Annotated in this window: 17 protein-coding genes and 1 tRNA gene; 9 read left to right on the top strand and 9 right to left on the bottom strand. The window is 67.9% G+C overall.

Annotated features, from left to right (window positions below):
• On the bottom strand, positions 1-413 hold a 413-nt coding region (locus tag WB508_RS10770), incomplete at its 3' end, for a YajQ family cyclic di-GMP-binding protein (protein ID WP_423844885.1).
• Positions 414-516: 103 nt separating this feature from the next.
• Between WB508_RS10770 and WB508_RS10765 the strand changes: the two genes are divergently transcribed.
• Positions 517-598 (top strand) — tRNA-Tyr (locus tag WB508_RS10765).
• Positions 599-649: 51 nt separating this feature from the next.
• Here the strand turns inward: WB508_RS10765 and WB508_RS10760 are convergent.
• From WB508_RS10760 to WB508_RS10730, 7 genes are all read right to left on the bottom strand, one after another.
• Positions 650-1,222 (bottom strand): hypothetical protein, encoded by a 573-nt coding sequence (locus tag WB508_RS10760; protein WP_423844884.1) that lies wholly within the window; start codon positions 1,220-1,222, stop codon positions 650-652.
• The gene (gene egtD / locus WB508_RS10755; protein ID WP_423844883.1) at positions 1,212-2,189 is read right to left on the bottom strand and encodes an L-histidine N(alpha)-methyltransferase; all 978 of its coding nucleotides are present in this window, start codon (positions 2,187-2,189) and stop codon (positions 1,212-1,214) included. The genes WB508_RS10760 and egtD overlap by 11 nt, the downstream gene beginning before the upstream one ends.
• Positions 2,186-3,469 (bottom strand): ergothioneine biosynthesis protein EgtB, encoded by a 1,284-nt coding sequence (gene egtB, locus WB508_RS10750; RefSeq protein WP_423844882.1) that lies wholly within the window; start codon positions 3,467-3,469, stop codon positions 2,186-2,188. The genes egtD and egtB overlap by 4 nt, the downstream gene beginning before the upstream one ends.
• A 70-nt stretch (positions 3,470-3,539) precedes the next feature.
• The gene (locus tag WB508_RS10745) at positions 3,540-4,895 is read right to left on the bottom strand and encodes an NAD-dependent succinate-semialdehyde dehydrogenase (protein ID WP_423844881.1); all 1,356 of its coding nucleotides are present in this window, start codon (positions 4,893-4,895) and stop codon (positions 3,540-3,542) included.
• A 10-nt stretch (positions 4,896-4,905) separates the two neighbouring features.
• Entirely contained in the window at positions 4,906-5,619 is a 714-nt protein-coding gene (locus tag WB508_RS10740) for a type 1 glutamine amidotransferase (protein ID WP_423844880.1), read from the bottom strand.
• A complete protein-coding gene (locus WB508_RS10735; protein ID WP_423844879.1) occupies positions 5,619-6,866 on the bottom strand; it encodes a cytochrome P450 in 1,248 nt (415 codons plus the stop codon). Before WB508_RS10735 ends, WB508_RS10740 begins: the two co-directional genes overlap by 1 nt.
• 41 nt (positions 6,867-6,907) lie before the next feature.
• Positions 6,908-8,260, bottom strand: a complete 1,353-nt coding sequence (locus WB508_RS10730; protein WP_423844878.1) for a glutamine synthetase family protein — start codon at positions 8,258-8,260, stop codon at positions 6,908-6,910.
• Positions 8,261-8,330: 70 nt separating this feature from the next.
• Between WB508_RS10730 and WB508_RS10725 the strand changes: the two genes are divergently transcribed.
• From WB508_RS10725 to WB508_RS10690, 8 genes are all read left to right on the top strand, one after another.
• The gene (locus tag WB508_RS10725) at positions 8,331-9,731 is read left to right on the top strand and encodes a pyridoxal phosphate-dependent decarboxylase family protein (protein ID WP_423844877.1); all 1,401 of its coding nucleotides are present in this window, start codon (positions 8,331-8,333) and stop codon (positions 9,729-9,731) included.
• Positions 9,732-9,816: 85 nt separating this feature from the next.
• Positions 9,817-10,626 (top strand): acetoacetate decarboxylase family protein, encoded by an 810-nt coding sequence (locus WB508_RS10720; RefSeq protein WP_423844876.1) that lies wholly within the window; start codon positions 9,817-9,819, stop codon positions 10,624-10,626.
• Between the two features lie 78 nt (positions 10,627-10,704).
• The gene (locus WB508_RS10715) at positions 10,705-12,210 is read left to right on the top strand and encodes an aldehyde dehydrogenase (protein ID WP_423844875.1); all 1,506 of its coding nucleotides are present in this window, start codon (positions 10,705-10,707) and stop codon (positions 12,208-12,210) included.
• Positions 12,203-13,162 (top strand): 3,4-dihydroxyphenylacetate 2,3-dioxygenase, encoded by a 960-nt coding sequence (locus WB508_RS10710; protein WP_423844874.1) that lies wholly within the window; start codon positions 12,203-12,205, stop codon positions 13,160-13,162. The genes WB508_RS10715 and WB508_RS10710 overlap by 8 nt, the downstream gene beginning before the upstream one ends.
• On the top strand, positions 13,159-14,007 hold the full coding sequence (locus WB508_RS10705; protein ID WP_423844873.1) for a fumarylacetoacetate hydrolase family protein: 849 nt from the start codon (positions 13,159-13,161) through the stop codon (positions 14,005-14,007). The genes WB508_RS10710 and WB508_RS10705 overlap by 4 nt, the downstream gene beginning before the upstream one ends.
• A complete protein-coding gene (locus tag WB508_RS10700; RefSeq protein WP_423844872.1) occupies positions 14,004-14,222 on the top strand; it encodes a ferredoxin in 219 nt (72 codons plus the stop codon). Before WB508_RS10705 ends, WB508_RS10700 begins: the two co-directional genes overlap by 4 nt.
• A 3-nt stretch (positions 14,223-14,225) precedes the next feature.
• Positions 14,226-15,422, top strand: coding sequence for an NAD(P)/FAD-dependent oxidoreductase (locus WB508_RS10695; protein ID WP_423844871.1), 1,197 nt, complete (start codon positions 14,226-14,228; stop codon positions 15,420-15,422).
• Complete coding sequence (locus tag WB508_RS10690; RefSeq protein ID WP_423844870.1) at positions 15,419-16,006, top strand: MarR family winged helix-turn-helix transcriptional regulator; 588 nt, start codon at positions 15,419-15,421, stop codon at positions 16,004-16,006. The genes WB508_RS10695 and WB508_RS10690 overlap by 4 nt, the downstream gene beginning before the upstream one ends.
• Here WB508_RS10690 and WB508_RS10685 read toward each other — a convergent pair.
• Positions 15,958-16,701: a gamma-glutamyl-gamma-aminobutyrate hydrolase family protein gene (locus WB508_RS10685; protein ID WP_423844869.1), complete on the bottom strand. Its 744-nt coding sequence runs from the start codon at positions 16,699-16,701 to the stop codon at positions 15,958-15,960. The two genes, WB508_RS10690 and WB508_RS10685, sit on opposite strands and share 49 nt — an antisense overlap.
• Positions 16,702-17,002: the final 301 nt, after the last annotated feature.

Genomic DNA, 17,002 nt, shown 5'->3' with positions numbered 1-17,002 from the left:
CGCTTCTTGCTCGACACCCGCAGCTCGTCGCCCTGGATCTGCACCTTGACGCCCTTGGGACCCTCGTCACGGATCAGCTTGGAGACCTTCTTGGCCTGCTCCTGATCGATGCCCTCGTTGATGCTGGACGTCAGCTTGACGTCCTTGCCACTCTGGCGGGGCTCGCCCTCCTCGAGCGACTTCAGCGAGATGCCGCGCTTGATCAGCTTGTCCTTGAAGACGTCGAGGATGGCCAGCGCTCGCTCGTCGGCGTTCGCGGTGATCTCGACGTTCGTCTCACCGCTCCAGCGGATGTCGGCGCCGGTGTTCTTGAAGTCGTACCGAGTCGCGATTTCCTTGGCGGCCTGGTTCAGCGCGTTGTCGACTTCTTGTCGATCGATCTTGTTGACGATGTCGAAGGATGAGTCGGCCATGGGTGCTCCAGGTGGGTTGCGGGCGAACTGATTTCTCTCACCTTACGAGGCTGCGCTAGGCTGGCTCGTCGTTGCCTCCCCATGTGGGATGGGGCGACATCCCGGCAGGTTGCCCGAGCGGCCAAAGGGAGCTGACTGTAAATCAGCCGGTTATGCCTACGCAGGTTCGAATCCTGCACCTGCCACAGGGATAGAGGAGCGGCCCCCGACCCCACCAGGTCGGGGGTCGTTCTGTGTCAGCGGCAGTCGGCCAGCGCATCGCGTGCGGCGTCGACGTGCAGCTGGGCATGGCCGGAGTACTCGCGCGCCCGGTCCAGGCTGGTGGTGCCGAGGGTGAGGGTGGCCCAGCCCACGACTCGCTGCGGATGGCTGGGCAACGACGGGAAGGTGTTGTTGTCCGGGCCCCACTCGTCGATGGCCGTGCGCAAGATCGTCCAACGCTGCTTCTGGTCATCCCAGGTGCCGCCCAGCAGATCGGGGCCGGCACAGTCGGCGACCGACGAGGCCAGACCGGGACCGTCGGAATCGTCAGGCAAAAGGCCTTGCTCGACATCGGAGCGGATTCCGGCTGGCGATTCGAGCCCGGCAATGTCGGGACCCGTGATCAGGAGGCGGGCCTGGGCAGCTGCGGCCTGGGCGCTGCCGAGGCTGCGTGCGTTCCGCCACAGATCGACCTGCTGCTGCACCTGCTCCACCCGCTCCAGGACAGGGGCGGCGTCGGGTCGCGCGGCTGGCGCGTCGGTGGACGACGCGCAGGCGGCCAACAGCATCGCCACGGCGGCGCCGCCCGCCCAGGGCCTAGCCCGCACGGCGGGCCAACGTCAACGCGAAGTCCGCGTCGCTCCACAGCTGCTCCACGACGAAGCCGGCAGCGTGGAGCTCGTTGCGCAGCTGGTCCGGTCGGAACTTGGTGGAGATCTCGACCCGAATCTCTTCGCCGCTGGCCAGGTCGAACGTGACGTCGGCGCCGGGGATGGTCACGCGGTGCGGCATCTCGGCGCGCAGTCGCAGGTCCATGCGCTCCATGTGCGGGTCCCAGAAGGGCACGTAGCTGAAGGCGTCGACGTCGAAGTCGGCGCCGAGCTCGCGATTGACCACGTGCAGACAGTTGGTGACGAACTCGGCCGTGACGCCCTGCGAGTCGTTGTAGGCCGCGATGAGCCGGTCGCTGGCCTTGACGAGGTCGGTGCCCAGCAGCAGGCAGTCGCCAGCCTGGAGGGAGTCCGCCAGCGCGCCGAGGAACGCGGCTCGCTCCTCGACGTAGAGGTTCCCGATGGTGCCGCCGAGGAAGGCCACGACCTTGCGCCCGCCAGCAGGCAGATGGCCCAGGTGCAACGTGAAGTCGCCCACGACAGCCTCGACCTGCAGACCGGGATAGCGCTGGGCCAGCTCGGCAGCGGCGGTGCGCAGCGTCCCCTCCGAGACGTCGACCGGTACGAACCGGATCAGCGACCCGCGCGCTGTGAAGGCGTCGAGCAGCGTTCTGGTCTTGTCGCTGGTGCCGCTGCCGAGCTCGACCACGGTGTCGGCGCCCGACAGCTGGACGATCTCATCGGCATGGGCCACCAGGAGCGCTCGCTCTGCCTCGGTGGGGTAGTACTCCGGCAGCCGCGTGATCTGGTCGAACAGCTCGGATCCTCGGTCGTCGTAGAGCCATCTGGGTGGAAGGGTGCGCGGATGGGTGGCCAGGCCCCGGCGAACGTCGTTGACCAAGCTGCTGGCGGCCCATCCGGGGTCGAGCACCACCGAGACGACCGGTTTCAGGACGCCGCTCACGAGGGGGCCCCACCATCGGCGAGTCGCAGGCCGGACATCGCCCACCGGGCGCCGGGCGGGAAGAAGTTGCGGTAGGTCAGCCGGGCGTGGCCAGGCGGCGTGAGCGCGCACCCGCCGCGCAGCACCATCTGGTTCGACATGAATTTGCCGTTGTACTCACCGATGGCGCCGGCCGGCGGGTGAAATCCGGGATAGGGCAGGTAGGACGACGCGGTCCACTCCCAGCAGTCGCCGAACACCTGACGCAGGTGCCCCGTAGCCGGCCCGGCAGCGCGGGCGTGGAAGGTCTCGGTGTCCGCGAGATTGCCAGCGGCACGGGTCTGGCCGTCGCTGACCACCGCGTGCTCCCACTCGGCCTCGGTCGGCAGCCGCTTGCGCGCCCAGGTGGCGTAGGCATCGGCCTCGTAGTGGCTCAGGTGAGTGGCGGGCAGCCCCGGGTTGACCGGATGGGTGCCATGGAGGGTGTGCTCGTGCCACGTGCCGTCGCCGTCGGCCGACCAGTAGAACGGGGCGCTCCAGCCCTCGGCCGTGACCCGGGCCCAGCCGTCGGACAACCACAGCTCCGGGCGGCTGTACCCGTCGTCGGCCATGAAGTGCATCCATTCCTCGTTGGTGACCAGCCGGTCGGCGAGGCGGAACGGCTCGAGCCATGTGCGATGCCGTGGCATCTCGTTGTCGAAGCTGAAGCCGGGACCCTGGTGGCCCACCTCGACGAGCCCTCCCTCGACGTCGACCCAACCCAGGCGGTCGGACTCCGAGGGCGCTGACGGCTTCCCGCCGTAGACGGGGTGCAGAGGGTTGACCGACAAGACGTGCTTGATGTCCATCAGGAGCAGTTCTTGGTGCTGCTGCTCGTGGTGGAAGCCGAGCTCGATGGTGGGGGAGAGCTTCTCCAGGGTGCCACCGTCGATGGACGACACGAGGTCGCGGATGCGCGCATCGACGTTGCTGCGATACAGACCGACGTCGTGAGCGCCGGGCCGCGTGATGTAGCCCCGTTCGGCCCGTGCGTAGCGGGGACCCAACGCCTCGTAGTAGCTGTTGAACAAGAACCAGTACTGGTCCTGGAAGGGTCGGAAGGTGCTTTCGGCTTCAGCCAGCAGGAACGTCTCGAAAAACCACGTGACGTGGGCCCGGTGCCACTTGGTGGGAGAGACGTCCGGCATGGACTGCACCGTCTGATCCTCCGGCGACAGCGGCGCGGCCAGCTGCTCGGTGTGTGAGCGGACCTGGTCGAACAGGGAGATCAGCGTGCCGGCGTCGTGCGTCGGTGCGGTCATGGGAGTCCTCCTCGGCTCAGCGTTGCGTCCACCGTAGGCACCTGTGTGGACAGTCGCACCCCAAGACCGCTCACCCAGCGACGTAGTACATCCGCTTGTTGACGAATTCGTCCATGCCCAGCGGTCCCAGCTCGCGGCCAAAGCCGGATCGTTTGACGCCGCCGAAAGGCACCTCGGCACCCTCGCCCGCTGGCGTGTTGACGTTGGACATGCCGACCTCGAGGTGGCGGGCCACCTGCTGGGCGCGCTCGGTGTCCGTGCTGAACACCGCGCCGCCGAGCCCGTAGTCGGTGTCGTTGGCCAAGGTGAGGGCCTCGTCATCGCTGGCCACCTGATAGACGACCGCGACCGGGCCGAACAGCTCCTCGCGGTAGGCGCGCATGTTCTCGGTGACGCCGGTCAGCACAGCGGGGGAGTAGAACGCCGCAGGGCCATCGCCCAGCACCCCGCCGGCGTGGAGGGTCGCGCCCTTGTCGACCGCGTCCTGAACCTGCTCGGCGAGGTTCTCAGCAGCTGCGCGCGACGACATCGGCGAGAACGACTCCAGTGAGCTGGCCTTCTCGGTCAGTCGGGCCACGAATCGGTCGAACACGTCATCCATGACGATCATGCGCTTGTTGGAGTTGCATGCCTGACCGGTGTTGCTGATCCGGGTCTTCCAGGCGAGATCGGCAGCCGCCTCGATGTCGTCGCTGTCAAGGATCACGTAGGGATCGGAACCGCCGAGCTCCAGAACGCACTTCTTCAGGTGCTGCCCTGCTTGGGCGGCGACGACCGAGCCGGCACGCTCTGAGCCGGTCAGTGACACGCCCTGGACGCGGCGGTCGGCGATCATCGTCGAGACCTGGTCGAAGGTCGCGAACACATTGACGTATGCACCCTCGGGCACACCGGCGTCAGCCATGATCTGGGCGACGGCCAGCGCCGACCGGGGCACGGACTCGGCGTGCTTGAGGATGATGGTGTTGCCCAGCATCAGGTTCGGCGCCGCGAAGCGAGCGATCTGGTAGAAGGGGTAGTTCCACGGCATGATCCCCAGCAGCGGCCCGATGGGCAGCTTCTGCACGATGGCCGTGCCGCCGGTGATGCCCTTGATCGGCTGGTCAGCAGCGAGGCCGGGGCCCTCGGTCGCGAAGTATTCAAAGATGTCGCCGCAGAAGGCGGCCTCCCCCACGGCTTCGGCCAATGGCTTGCCCATCTCCACCGTGGCGATGGCACCGAGCTCCTTGGCCCGTTCGCGGAAGAGATCGGCCACCTTCTGCACCGTCACGGCGCGCTCGGCGATCGGGACGTCCTTCCACCCCCGGTACGCAGCCGTCGCGGCGGTGAGAGCGTCCTCGATATCGGCGTCCGTGGCGTGCTCGAAGGACTCGACGACCTCGCCAGTGGACGGATCGGTGACGCGGTACGTCGGCTGCGTGCTCATGTGATGCTCCTCAGGTGCGGGGTGGGTCGAAGACGTGTTCCAGGTATCCCTCCACCAACGTACGGGTGCGGGTGCGCGAGCGCTCGACACGCTCGGCGGTCTCGGCGGCCAGGTCGGCTGGGTCGATGCCCAGGGTGCGGGCCTTGTCGTGGCCGCCCATGTCGAGCCAGCCGGCCAGGATGTCGGGGGTCAGCTCGGGGTGGAACTGCACGCCCATCGAGCGGCCGTGCACGAAGGCCTGCTCTGTCGCGGCGTTGCGTGCAACGGACACCGCCCCGGGCGGCAGGGTGAACCGGTCGTAGTGCCACTGGAAGAACGGGCCCGCCGGCACGATGTCGGGACGGTCCGACTCGACGGCGTGCCAGCCGATCTCGGCGACCTCGCCGAGCTGCACGGTGCCGCCCAGCGCCTGCGCCAGCAGCTGCCCGCCGAAGCACACCCCGAGCACCGGAGTGTCGTCGGCGACGGCGTCGGCCAGCCAGGCCAATTCAGGCTGGACCCATGACCCGATGGTCTCGTGGTCGTAGACGCTCCAGGGGGCCCCGAAGGGCACCAGCAGGTCATAGGGCTCGTGACTGGGGAAGGTGAACTCCACGCCGGGGTTGGCGAAGCGCTCGGGCGAGACGATCGTGACGGTCTCGACCTCCCAGCCGAGGTCGGTGAGAGCGTCTCCGACGAGACCGGGTGCCGAGCAGAAGTCATGCAGGACCGCGAGTGCCTTCATCAGTGGATGATCTCGACAGGGAACTTCTTGATGCCGTTCACGAAGTTGCTGCGCACCCGTGTGACGTCCCCGGTGAACTCGGCGGACTTGATCCGGGGGATCAGAGCCTGGAACATCAGCTTGATCTCCAGCCGAGCCAGATTGTTGCCCAGGCAGAAGTGCGGGCTTCCCTTGCCGAACGTCACATGATCGTTGGGTGAGCGCGTGACGTCGAAGCGGTACGGATCCTCGAACACGTCCTCGTCGCGGTTGCCGGACGCGAACCACATCACGACCTTGTCACCTGCCGCGATCTTCTGGCCACGGATCTCGACGTCACGGGTCGCGGTGCGGCGGAAGTGGTACACCGGGCTGGCCCAGCGCAGGAACTCCTCGACGGCGTTCGGAATCAGCTCGGGCTTCTGCTGCAGCAGCGCCAGCTGGTCCGGGTGCTCCATCAGCGCGAGCATCGAGTGGCTGATGGTGTGCCGCGTCGTCTCGTTGCCTGCAACGACCAACAGCAAGAAGTAGTTGTCGAACTCGGTCGCCGTCAGCGGCTCGCCATCGACCGGCACCCGGTTGACCAGCTTGCTGACCAGGTCCTCACCGTCACCGCCACGGCGCTGCTGGGCCAGCTCGCGTCCGTACTCAAACACCTCGAGCGATGCGGGAGAGCGGAAGGGAAGATGCTTGTACTGGTCGCTGTCGGCATCTGAGAGCAGCACGGTGGCGTAGTCAGGATCGGTGTTGCCGATGATCTGGTTGCCCCAGTGGATCAGCTGGTCGGTGCGATCTGCTGGCACGTCGAGCATCTGCGCGAGGACCTGGATCGGGAAGTCGGCGCTGACCTCCTTGACGAAGTCGAACGTGCCCTGGCGCAGCGCCGCGTTGACCGTGGCCTCGGTCAGGCCCTGCAGGAAGTCTTCGAACTTCTGGAGGGTCTGACCGCCGAAGTCGCGCTGCAACAGCTTGCGCAACGCACGGTGTCGCGTGCCATCGGACTCCAGGATCGAGCGGCGCAAGTCCTTGAGGTCGTCGTCGACCTCCTCGAGGTTCACGTAATCGGTCGACGTGAACGTCTCGGCGTCCCGGTCGATGGCGACGATGTCCTCGTGCTTGGTGATCGACCAGAAGCCCGCGCCGTCCGGTTCGGGGTTCCAGTGCACTGGCGCCTCCGCGCGCAGCCGGTCGAAGCTCGACCATGCGTCGTTGCGCTCGAAGATGTCCAGGTTCGCGAGGTCGATGTCGGCCAGTGCGGGGCGGTCCATGGTGATTCCTTGGTGGTGGGTGAGTGCCACAGGGGCGGGGTTCAGAGGTGGTACGCGTACTCGCTGAACTCCCAGTCGGTGACGAACTTGCTGAAACGATCGATCTCGTCCCGCTTGAAGGTCAAGAAGGTCTGCACGAACCGCGGGCCGAGCAGATCGGCGAATTCGGTGTCGGCCTCCAGGGCGTCCAGCGACTGAGTCAGGCTCGTCGGCAACATCTCGGCCTTGCTGGTGTCATAGCCGTAGCCCTCCAGGGCGGCGGGCGGCTCCAGGCCGTCGCGAATGCCCAGGTAGGCCGCGCCCAGCAGTCCCGCGATGGCGAGATACGGATTGGCGGTGGCATCACCGAGACGCAGCTCGAGCCGGGAGGCCCCGCCACGCTCAGGTGGCACCCGCACCATGGCGCTGCGGTTGTCGAGTCCCCAGTCGATCAGCCAGGGCGCCAGCGTGTCGGGACCAAAGCGCTTGTAGGAGTTGATGGTCGGGTTCGACAAGGCCGCGAGTGCCGGCGCGTGCGCCAGCACCCCGGCGATGGCTGCATGAGCCGTGGTGGACAGTCCGTCCTTGCCGTCGGGCTCGTCGAACAATGGGGCGCCAGCGTCGTCGAGGGTGGAGAAGTGCAGGTGGAAACCTGACCCGCCCTCGTCGTTGTAGGGCTTGGCCATGAACGTGGCGAGCTTGTCTTCGCGGCGAGCCAGCTCCTTGACCGCGCCCTTGAACCGGTAGGCGCGGTCGGCCGCATCGAGGGCGTCGGAATGCCACAGATTGATCTCGAACTGGCCGCTCGCGAACTCGTGGTTGGCCGCCACCACGTCCAGCCCGTATCCGGCGAGCTCGCGCAATGACCGCAGCAGCACGTTCTCCGGGTCGCCCCGCATGCCGGACACGTAGACGTTGCCGGTCGCCTCGCCGTAACGACGCCAGCCTGTGGGTGCCGCGTCGTCCTTCTCCAGCACGAAGAACTCCAGCTCGGGTCCGACGATGGGGCGCATGCCGAGCTCGGAGAACCGGTCGAGCACGCGTCGCAACACGTTGCGCGGACTCTCCTCGGACGGGGAGCCATCGGGGTTGAACACATCGGCGATCACGTGGGCAACGCCAGGCTCCCACGGCACGTCGACCATCGTGTCGACGTCGGGGAACGCCACGACGTCGGGCAGTCCATCGGCCAGTCCGCCCTCGATGGCGACCACGTCACCGCCGGGGGTGGTGCCGTAGACAGTGCGGCAGAAGGCGACGCCGTCACCGACCGTGCGGGAGATGTTTGAGACCATCAAGTCACGCCCGCGTTCGGTGCCCATCAGGTCTGAATAGCTCAGCCGCACCACATCGATGCCGCGGGCGACGAGGTCAGCCGCCGCCACGTCCAGAGCGTCCGTGTTGAAATGTCCCACGCGATCCTCCACCTAATCGTTTGGAGCCTTACGATATGACCCGGCCCACACTTTGACAAGGAGGTCCACGATGACTGACCAGGGAAACCACGGCTCGCACGTGCACGGCACCGACCTGGGCGTGACCGATGAGTTCTGGGGCGACGAGTCCGCCAGCGTCCGCACCGCGCTCGCCTGGGCCGTCGCCCGCATGGCCCGGTCCTCCGATCCTCGATCGACGGCGCGGCCGGAGTCCGAGCTGGCGACAGCAGCCGGGGCGACGGTGCTGCCGGAGGGGATCGGCGCGCCCGCTGCGATGCGGGTGTTCTCCGAGGTGCTCGAGCCCGCCACCCGTGCGCAGGGTCACGAGCTCAATCTTGCCTACATACCCGGCGCTCCCAATCGGTCGTCGGTCGCCTTCGACGCCGTCACGGGCAGCGCCAACATCTTCGGCGGCATCTGGGAGGCGGGTGCCGGTGGCATCCACGCCGAGAACGAGGTGCTGGCCTGGCTGGCCGGCCTGCTGCAGTGGCCTGAGTCAGCAGCAGGCTGCTTCGTGTCGGGCGGGACGATCGGCAACCTGTCGGCGTTGGTGGCGGCTCGAAAGCGCGCACTGCGTCGGCGGGGTGCGCGACCGGAGGGTGGGTGGACCTTGGTGTGCACCGATGGCGCGCACTCCTCGATCCCGCAAGCTGCCGAGGTGCTGGATGTCGCCATCGCCCGCGTTCCGGTCGACGAGCGCGGCCACATGACCGGCGTCGCACTGCGCGAGGTGCTGGAGCGGACGCCGTCGGCTTTCGCGGTGGTCACGTCAGCCGGCACGACCAACACCGGCGTCATCGACGACCTCGCCGACATCGCCGACGTCTGCGCCGATCACGACGTATGGATGCACGTCGACGGTGCCTACGGAGGCGCAGCGCTGCTGGCGCCGTCGGTGCGCGATCGATTCGCCGGCATCGAACGCGCCGACAGCTTCATCGTCGATCCACACAAGTGGCTGTTCGCCCCGTACGACTGCTGCGCGCTGCTGTACCGAGACGCGGCGGACGGACGCGATGCGCACGCTCAGCACGCCAGCTATCTGGACCATGTCGATCGGGAGCAGCCGAATCCCTCGGACCTGGCCCTGCATCTGTCGCGCCGGGTCCGCGGCCTGCCGCTGTGGTTCGGGCTGGCGACGCACGGCACGGATCGCTACCGCGAGGCGATCGAAAAGACGCTGTCCACGGCACGGGAGGTCGCTGCTGGAATCGACGCCATCGCCCACCTCGACCTGCTGGTCGCTCCCGAGCTGTCCGTCGTGATGTTCGACCGCCCCGGTTGGGACGCGGCCGACTACGCGAGCTGGTGCGACCGACTCGCCCACGACGGGACGATGCTGTGCGTGCCGACGTGGTGGGAGGGACGCACCGTGCTGCGGGTGGTGTTCGTCAACCCTGACACCTCGGCGGAGGTCGTGCTGCGGATCCTCGACGAGACCACGCGCTGATCACAGCAGGGTCTGGCGTGACGGCCGAGCCTCGCCTATCGTCAGGACCCAAACGATTCTGCTCGATCGACGCCTGGAGCTTCGCATGACCCACCAGCAGCACGGTTTTCTGTACCCCCGCACCCCGCTGGGGAGGGCCGCGCTCATCCCGTCGCCCCCGTGGCAGTACTCCGGCGATCTGCTGACCGTGGAGTACCGCACCGATCCCTCCCACGTGGAGTCGCTGCTTCCCGAGCCGCTGTCGCTGGCGGAAGACGATCCGGGTGCTGTCGCGCTGATCTGGGCGGACTGGCAGTCGTGCAGCTCGTCGCGCGAAGAGCTGCTGGACCCGATCCGAGCGCAGTACAAGGAGGCGTTCGTCGTCGTGCGCTGCTCGTACGAGGGGCAGACCTTCTCGCGGTGCGTCTACATCTGGGTCGACAAGGACTTCGCCATTGGACGTGGGCTGCACCAGGGGTACCCCAAGAAGCTCGGCTCGATGTGGCAGACCCGGCCGCACCCGTTCGGGCAGGCCGCGCCGCAGATCGCGCCGGGCGGCGTCTTTGGCGCGACTCTGGCGGCCGGCGACCGCCGCCTCGCTGACGTGGTCCTGACCCTGACCGGCGAGTCCGACACCAATGGATTCGTCAACGGACACCCGATGGCCCATCACCGCATCTACCCCGGGATCGAGTCGGGGGCCCCGGACGCCTATGTCGAGCTGATCTCGTCGGGAGCAAGCTCCTTCGAGGGTGGACAGGCCTGGGCCGGCGACGTCGACCTGCGCCTGTATGACTCGCCGACCGAGGAGCTGGCCCAGCTCGAGGTGGAGGAGGTCATCGGCGGGTACTACCGCCAGATCGGGGTCGTCTGGGACGGCGGCACCTCGCTGGCCCACCTGACGCCTTCCTCATGACGGGATCCCTTGACCCGTCGTGAGCCCAGTTATACGTTTGGGTCCGAACGATTTGTCCGTCACGCGCGAGGGAGCCGCATGAACGTCACCGAGATCGCCGGCGTGCCGGTCAGCACCGACCACTGGATTGGTGGCCAGCGCGTGTCGTCGGCCGACACGTTCGATGACGTGTCGCCGATCGACGGCAACGTCATCGCCCAGGTGGCTCGCGGTGGCGCCGACGAGGCCGGTCAGGCCGTTCGGGCCGCGCAGGCTGCATTTCCCGGATGGTCCGCCACGCCACCGGCCGAACGAGCCCGACTGCTGCACGCCATCGCCGATCGTGTCGAGCAGCGCATCGAGGACCTCGCGATCGTCGAGACCACCGACAACGGCGCGCTGATCCGATCTCACCGCCGTGGCGTCATGCCGCGGGTGGCCCACAACTTCCGGTTCTTCGCCGATTTCTTGATCAATGATCTTGGTCACGAGGACTTCGAGACCCGTGGGCACCGCAATCACGTCAGCTGGGATCCCGCCGGCGTCTGCGTCCTGATCTCGCCGTGGAACGCGCCACTGATGCTGGCGACGTGGAAGGTCGCACCGGCCCTCGCCGCAGGCAACACCGTCGTGCTGAAGCCGTCAGAGTTCTCGCCCTTGACCGCCTCCTTGCTCGCCGATATCGCCCAGGAGGCCGGACTGCCTGACGGCGTCTTGAACGTGGTGCAGGGCCTCGGACCCGAGGTCGGAGCGCCGCTGGTCGGCGACCCCCGCGTCGCCCGCATCTCGTTCACCGGGTCGGTCCCCACGGCCAGGTCGATCGCGACGGCGGCCGCTGCCCATCTGACCCCGGTCTCGTTCGAGCTGGGCGGCAAGTCGCCCTTCGTCGTGTTCGCCGATGCTGATCTCGATCTGGCAGTCGAGAATGCGGTCGAGCAGTACGACAACGCCGGCCAGGTGTGTCTGTCCGGCACCCGCTTGCTGGTCGAGGAGTCGATCCGCGACGCCTTCGTCGAGAAGTTCATGGAGCGGGCGAGCGCGCTGCGTCAGGGCGACCCGCGCGACGACGCCACCGACATCGGTCCGTCGATCCACGCCGCTCATCTGGAGAAGGTGGACGGCTTCGTGCAGCGGGCTCGCAGCGAGGGCGCCACCGTGCTGCTCGGCGGCGAGCCCAACGCCGAGGTCAGCGCCGATCTCGGCGGCCCGTACTACCGGCCGACCCTCTTCGGCGACGTCGACCCCACGTCAGAGATCTCCACCCAGGAGGTGTTCGGACCCGTCCTGGTGCTGCACACCTTCGACGGCGAGGATGACGCGGTGCAGCAGGCCAACGCCTCGGAGTTCGGGCTCGCGGCAGTGCTCTTCACTGGGGATCGCGATCGTGCCGAGCGGGTCTCGGCCCAGCTCGTGGCGGGCACGGTCTGGGTCAACTGCTTCTTCGTGCGCGACCTGAGGGCGCCCTTTGGTGGGTCTCGCATGTCGGGCGTGGGCCGCGAAGGCGGCACCTGGTCGTTCGATTTCTTCTGCGACGTCAAGAACACGGTCACATCGCCGAACGGATGGACCAGCACCAACGGAAACGAGGGGATCAGTCATGGGTGAGATCGTCGGCGCGGGACTGCTGGCTCACGTACCCACCATCGTGCTGCCCGAGGCGTTGCGCAAGGAGCTCAACGGGGGAGTGGACTCGACGCTCGTCAGCGGTCTGCACGACCTGCGCCGTGAGGTGTTCGAGACGCTCGACTACGACACCGTCGTGGTGCTCGACTCGCACTGGGCCACCACGGTCGAGTTCGTGGTGACGGCGCAGGAACGCCGCGCCGGGATCTTCACGTCCGAGGAGCTCCCGCGCGGCATGGCTGGCCGCCCGTACGACTTTGCTGGCGATCCGGAGCTGGCGCACGCCATCGCTGCCGAGGGCGCTGGGCAGGGAACCTGGATCACCGCGATCGAGGACGACCACCTGCCGATCTTCTACGCCACGACCAACCTGTGGGAGTTCCTCGGTCAGGGTCTGCCCGACAAGCGGTGGATCTCCATCGGTGTCTGCCAGACCGCCGACACCGAGGACAACCTGCGCCTGGGTCGCGCACTGGCCCGCGGCATCGCGGCCACCGATCGCAAGGTCCTGCTGATCGCCTCGGGTGCCCTGAGCCACACCTTCTGGCCGCTGCGGCAGATCCGCGAACACGAGGCCGCCGACCCCAGCCACATCTTCACGCCCGAGGCCTACGCCGCCGACCTCGAGCGACTCGAGTGGTTCGCTGCCGGCGACCATGCTCGGGTGCTCGACACGATGGGCGAGTTCTACCGATTCAGGCCCGAGGCCCGCTTCGGCCACTACCTGATGATGATCGGAGCCCTGGGGGAGCAGGACTGCACGGCACCCGGGCGCCAGTTCAGCGAGTACGAGAACTCCGTCGGCACGGCCCAGGTGCATGTGTGGTTCGACCGCCCCGACGCAGGCTTTCCGCCGGCCCGCCAGACCGACACCAGTCAGGACGGCTTCACCGTGCAGCCGTCGTCACCGATCGAGGGAGAACCCGTCCGATGACCGAGCACCGCCGCATCCTGCTCGACGGAGCCGCCGTCGACGTCGTGCGCCACGACGACACCCTGGTGGCCGGCGACGGCCGCAGCGTCGCCATTGATGATGCCATCCACCTGCCGCCGGTCGTGCCCTCCAAGATCGTCGCGGTGCACCTGAACTACCGCAGCAGGGTCGACGAGTTCGGCACCACGCTGCCGAGCGCGCCCACGTACTTCCACAAGCCGACCTCGGCACTGAACGCGCACCGCGGCGCTGTGGTGCGTCCCGAGGGGTGCAAGTGGCTCAACTACGAGGGTGAGATCGCGATCGTGATCGGGCGGACCGCGCGCAATGTCAGCCCCGCGGATGCGGGCGACTTCATCGCCGGCTACACCGTCGCCAACGACTACGGGCTGCACGACTTCCGCGACACCGACGCCGGCTCGATGCTGCGGGTCAAGGGATCGGACACGCTGTGCCCGCTCGGCCCGGGGATGGTCGACGACTGGGACTTCCACGACAAGCGCATCCGCACCCTGGTCAACGGCGAGGTCCGGCAGGACAGCACGACCGCCGAGATGGAGTGGGACATGCATTATCTCGTCGCCGACATCGCGCGCACCATCACGCTGTACCCCGGAGACGTTCTGCTGTCGGGCACTCCCGCGACGTCGCGCACCGTGTACCCGGGCGACGTTGTCGAGGTCGAGGTCGAGGGCCTCGGTACGCTGACCAACCACATCGTGTCCGGTCCCACACCGATCCGCACCGACGTCGGCGCCCAGCCCACCGAGACCGACGAGGTGCTGTCCACCGCGCAGGGCGGAGACTGGCCCAAGCGCGGGCTCGTGAAGAAGGAGAAGTCATGAAGGTCATCGTCGATCTGAACCAGTGCGCCGACCACGGACAATGCGTGTTCTCCGCCCCTCAGGTGTTCTCGTTGGATGCCGACGGCAAGCTCGCTTTCCGCGCGCAGACCGAGGGGGACACGTACATCTCCGGTGAGCTCGACGAGGCCTGGCGCGACGATGTCGAGGAGGCGGCCGACGTCTGCCCGTTGCAGGCCATCGAGATCGAGGACTGATCCGTGACCGGTCAGGCCGGCCGCGTGGTCGTCGTGGGTGCATCGATGGGTGGCCTGCGGGCGGCAGAGGCGGTGGCCAAGGCCGGCTACACCGGCGAGATCGTGGTCTTCGGTGACGAGGCGAGGATGCCCTACAACCGGCCACCGTTGTCCAAGGATGCATTGAAGGACGGCCACGACGAGGCGCGTCTGGAGTTTCGCGTGCCGCGGGCCGCCGCTGAGGTGGTCTGGCGGCTCGACACCCGGGTCGCCGCCTCGGACCTCGCCGCACGCACCGTCACGACCGCGCGTGGCGAGGTGATCGGCTGGGACGGGCTCGTCGTCGCCACCGGGCTGAGCCCGCGCCGACTTGACCTGCAGGGTCCCGAGGATGGGCGGCACGTGATCCGCACGGTCGAGGACTCCGCGCGTCTGCGCGAGGCGTTGGTCGCGGGGACGCGGCTGGTCATCGTCGGCGCCGGATTCATTGGCTGCGAGGTGGCCGCGACGGCACGTCGACTCGGTCTGGAGGTGGATGTCGTGGCGCCCGAACAGGTGCCGATGCAACGCCCGCTGCGGCACGAGATTGGAGCGGCCCTGCAGCGACGACACGAGCGCGAAGGCGTGCGATTTCACCTCGAGACAGTTCCCGTCGGCTTCGGCGGCACCGAGCGAGTCACGTCCGTCGAGCTGGCCGACGGCACGGTGCTTGCGGCCGATGTCGTCGTCGAGGCGGTCGGATGCATTCCGGAGGTCGAATGGCTCGAAGGCAACGAGCTGGACCTGCGCGACGGTCTGTTGACCGACAACGCCATGCGCGTCGAGGGCCGAAGCGATGTCGTGGCGTGCGGAGACATCGCCCGTTTCCCGAATCTGCTGATCGACGAGGTGCCCCGCCGGGTCGAGCACTGGACGATGGTCACCGACACCGCCCGCAAGGCCGGAAACACGCTGGGGCGGCTGCTCACCGGCGAAGGTCCTGACCCGACTCCCTTCGCGCCGATTCCGTCGTTCTGGAGCGATCAGTACGACCTGCGGATCCAGTCCTTCGGTTCAGTCGGGGTCGGCGATCGCGTCGACCTGCTCGAGGGCGATCTCGACGGCGAGTTCGCGGCTGGCTACCACCGCGGCGACGACCTGGTCGGGGTCGTGATGGTGGGCCTCGGCGGACGCCACAAGCACTATCGCGATCTCATCGCAGAAGGTTCCGGCCGCTCGTGACCGGCTCCCACACGCTGCGGCAGACCGAAGACGCCGTGTCGTCCAAGATCGAGGACCTCGAGGTCGACTTCGCCGCGATGGCCGCCGTGTCGAACCTGTACCGCGCCGCGTCCTCGATCCGCAATCACCTCGAGCAGTCCGTGCTGCGGTCGCTGGACCTGACGTGGACCGGCTTCGTCGTCCTGTGGGTGGTGTGGATCTGGGACGAGATCGAGGCGCGCAACGTGGCGGCCGAGGCCGGCATCACCAAGGGGACGCTGACCGGCGTCGCGCGCACCCTGATCAGTCGAGGCCTGCTGACCAAGCAGGTCCCCGAGCACGACCGACGGCGTTCGCTGCTGTCGCTGACCGATGAGGGCCAGCACCTGATGCAGCAATTGTTCCCGTCCTTCAACGGCGAGGAGAAGTTCGTCACCGAGGCGCTCGAGCGCGACGAGGTCGTTGCGCTCGGCGACTCCCTGCAGCGGATGATCGAGCACCTCGAGGCGCGTGGGGCCGAGCGGCAGGCTTCGGTGCCCCCGGTGGTCGTGGCGGGTCAGTCCTCGCGCGCGGCGAAGCGATCCGCTGGGGGCTCGTCGAGCTGAGCGGCAGCGGCCCGCACGTGGGCTGCGAAGAGAGCCGCCTGCGTCGGATCGGTCGCCGCGGTGTCCTCGGGGTGCCACTGGAGACCCAGGAACCAGCCGGCTGCCCCGTCGATCTCGACGGCCTCGGTCGTGCCGTCCTCGGCCACCGCCACGGGCCGCATGGACTCGCCCAGGCGGCCGAGGCTCTGGTGGTGGTAGCAGGAGACGTCGACCTCGGATCCGATCGTCGCGTGCAGCAGGCTGTCCTTCTCGATGCCAACCCGGTGGGTGACGTGCCGATGGTTCCCCGTCGACTCGGACATGTCCTGCAGCAGGTCGCCGCCGCGGGCGACGTTGACGACCTGAAGCCCCCGGCAGATCGCCAGCAGCGGAGTCCCGCTGGTGAGTGCATGCCGGGCCACCGCGAGATCGAACTCATCCTGCTCGACGTCGACGTCGTACAAGGTGGGATGCGCTTCCTGGCCGGTCCATCGCGCGTCGAGATCGCCGCCGCCGGGCAGCACGATGCCGTCGGCGAAGGCGAGCCGTCCGGCAACGTCGGAGGCGTCGGACGGGTGCACGGCCAGGGGCTCGCCCCCGGCGGCGTGGACGGCGGCGAGCAGGGTGCGGGGGAGGACCTCGGCGCGATACCGCAAGGCGGACGCAGACTCAGAGAAACGCGCAGGAATCGCAATCAGCGGGCGTCGTCTAGACACGGGCACCTCCCCAGGTCGTTTGGTTCCAAACAGTACCGGATGCGCCGTGGACGCCGGGAATCCTCCGAGCAACCTCGGGGTGGGACATCCCGTTCGGCTACAAGCTGGGGTCCTCCAAGTAGACGGGTGGTGACTCGTGGGCCGAGACTGGACCCATGACTGCTCTTGAACAACGTCGCCACCTCGAGACCTCGATCCCGGGCCCCCGATCCGTCGAGCTCATGGCTCGCAAGACCGCCGCCGTCGCCAGCGGGGTCGGCACCACGATGCCGGTCTTCGCCGTCGAGGCGTCGGGCGGCAT

It is taken from the genome of Aeromicrobium sp. (assembly GCF_049586495.1).
Taxonomy (GTDB): Bacteria; Actinomycetota; Actinomycetes; order Propionibacteriales; family Nocardioidaceae; genus Aeromicrobium.
This window is presented reverse-complemented; position numbering and strand designations above follow the sequence as displayed.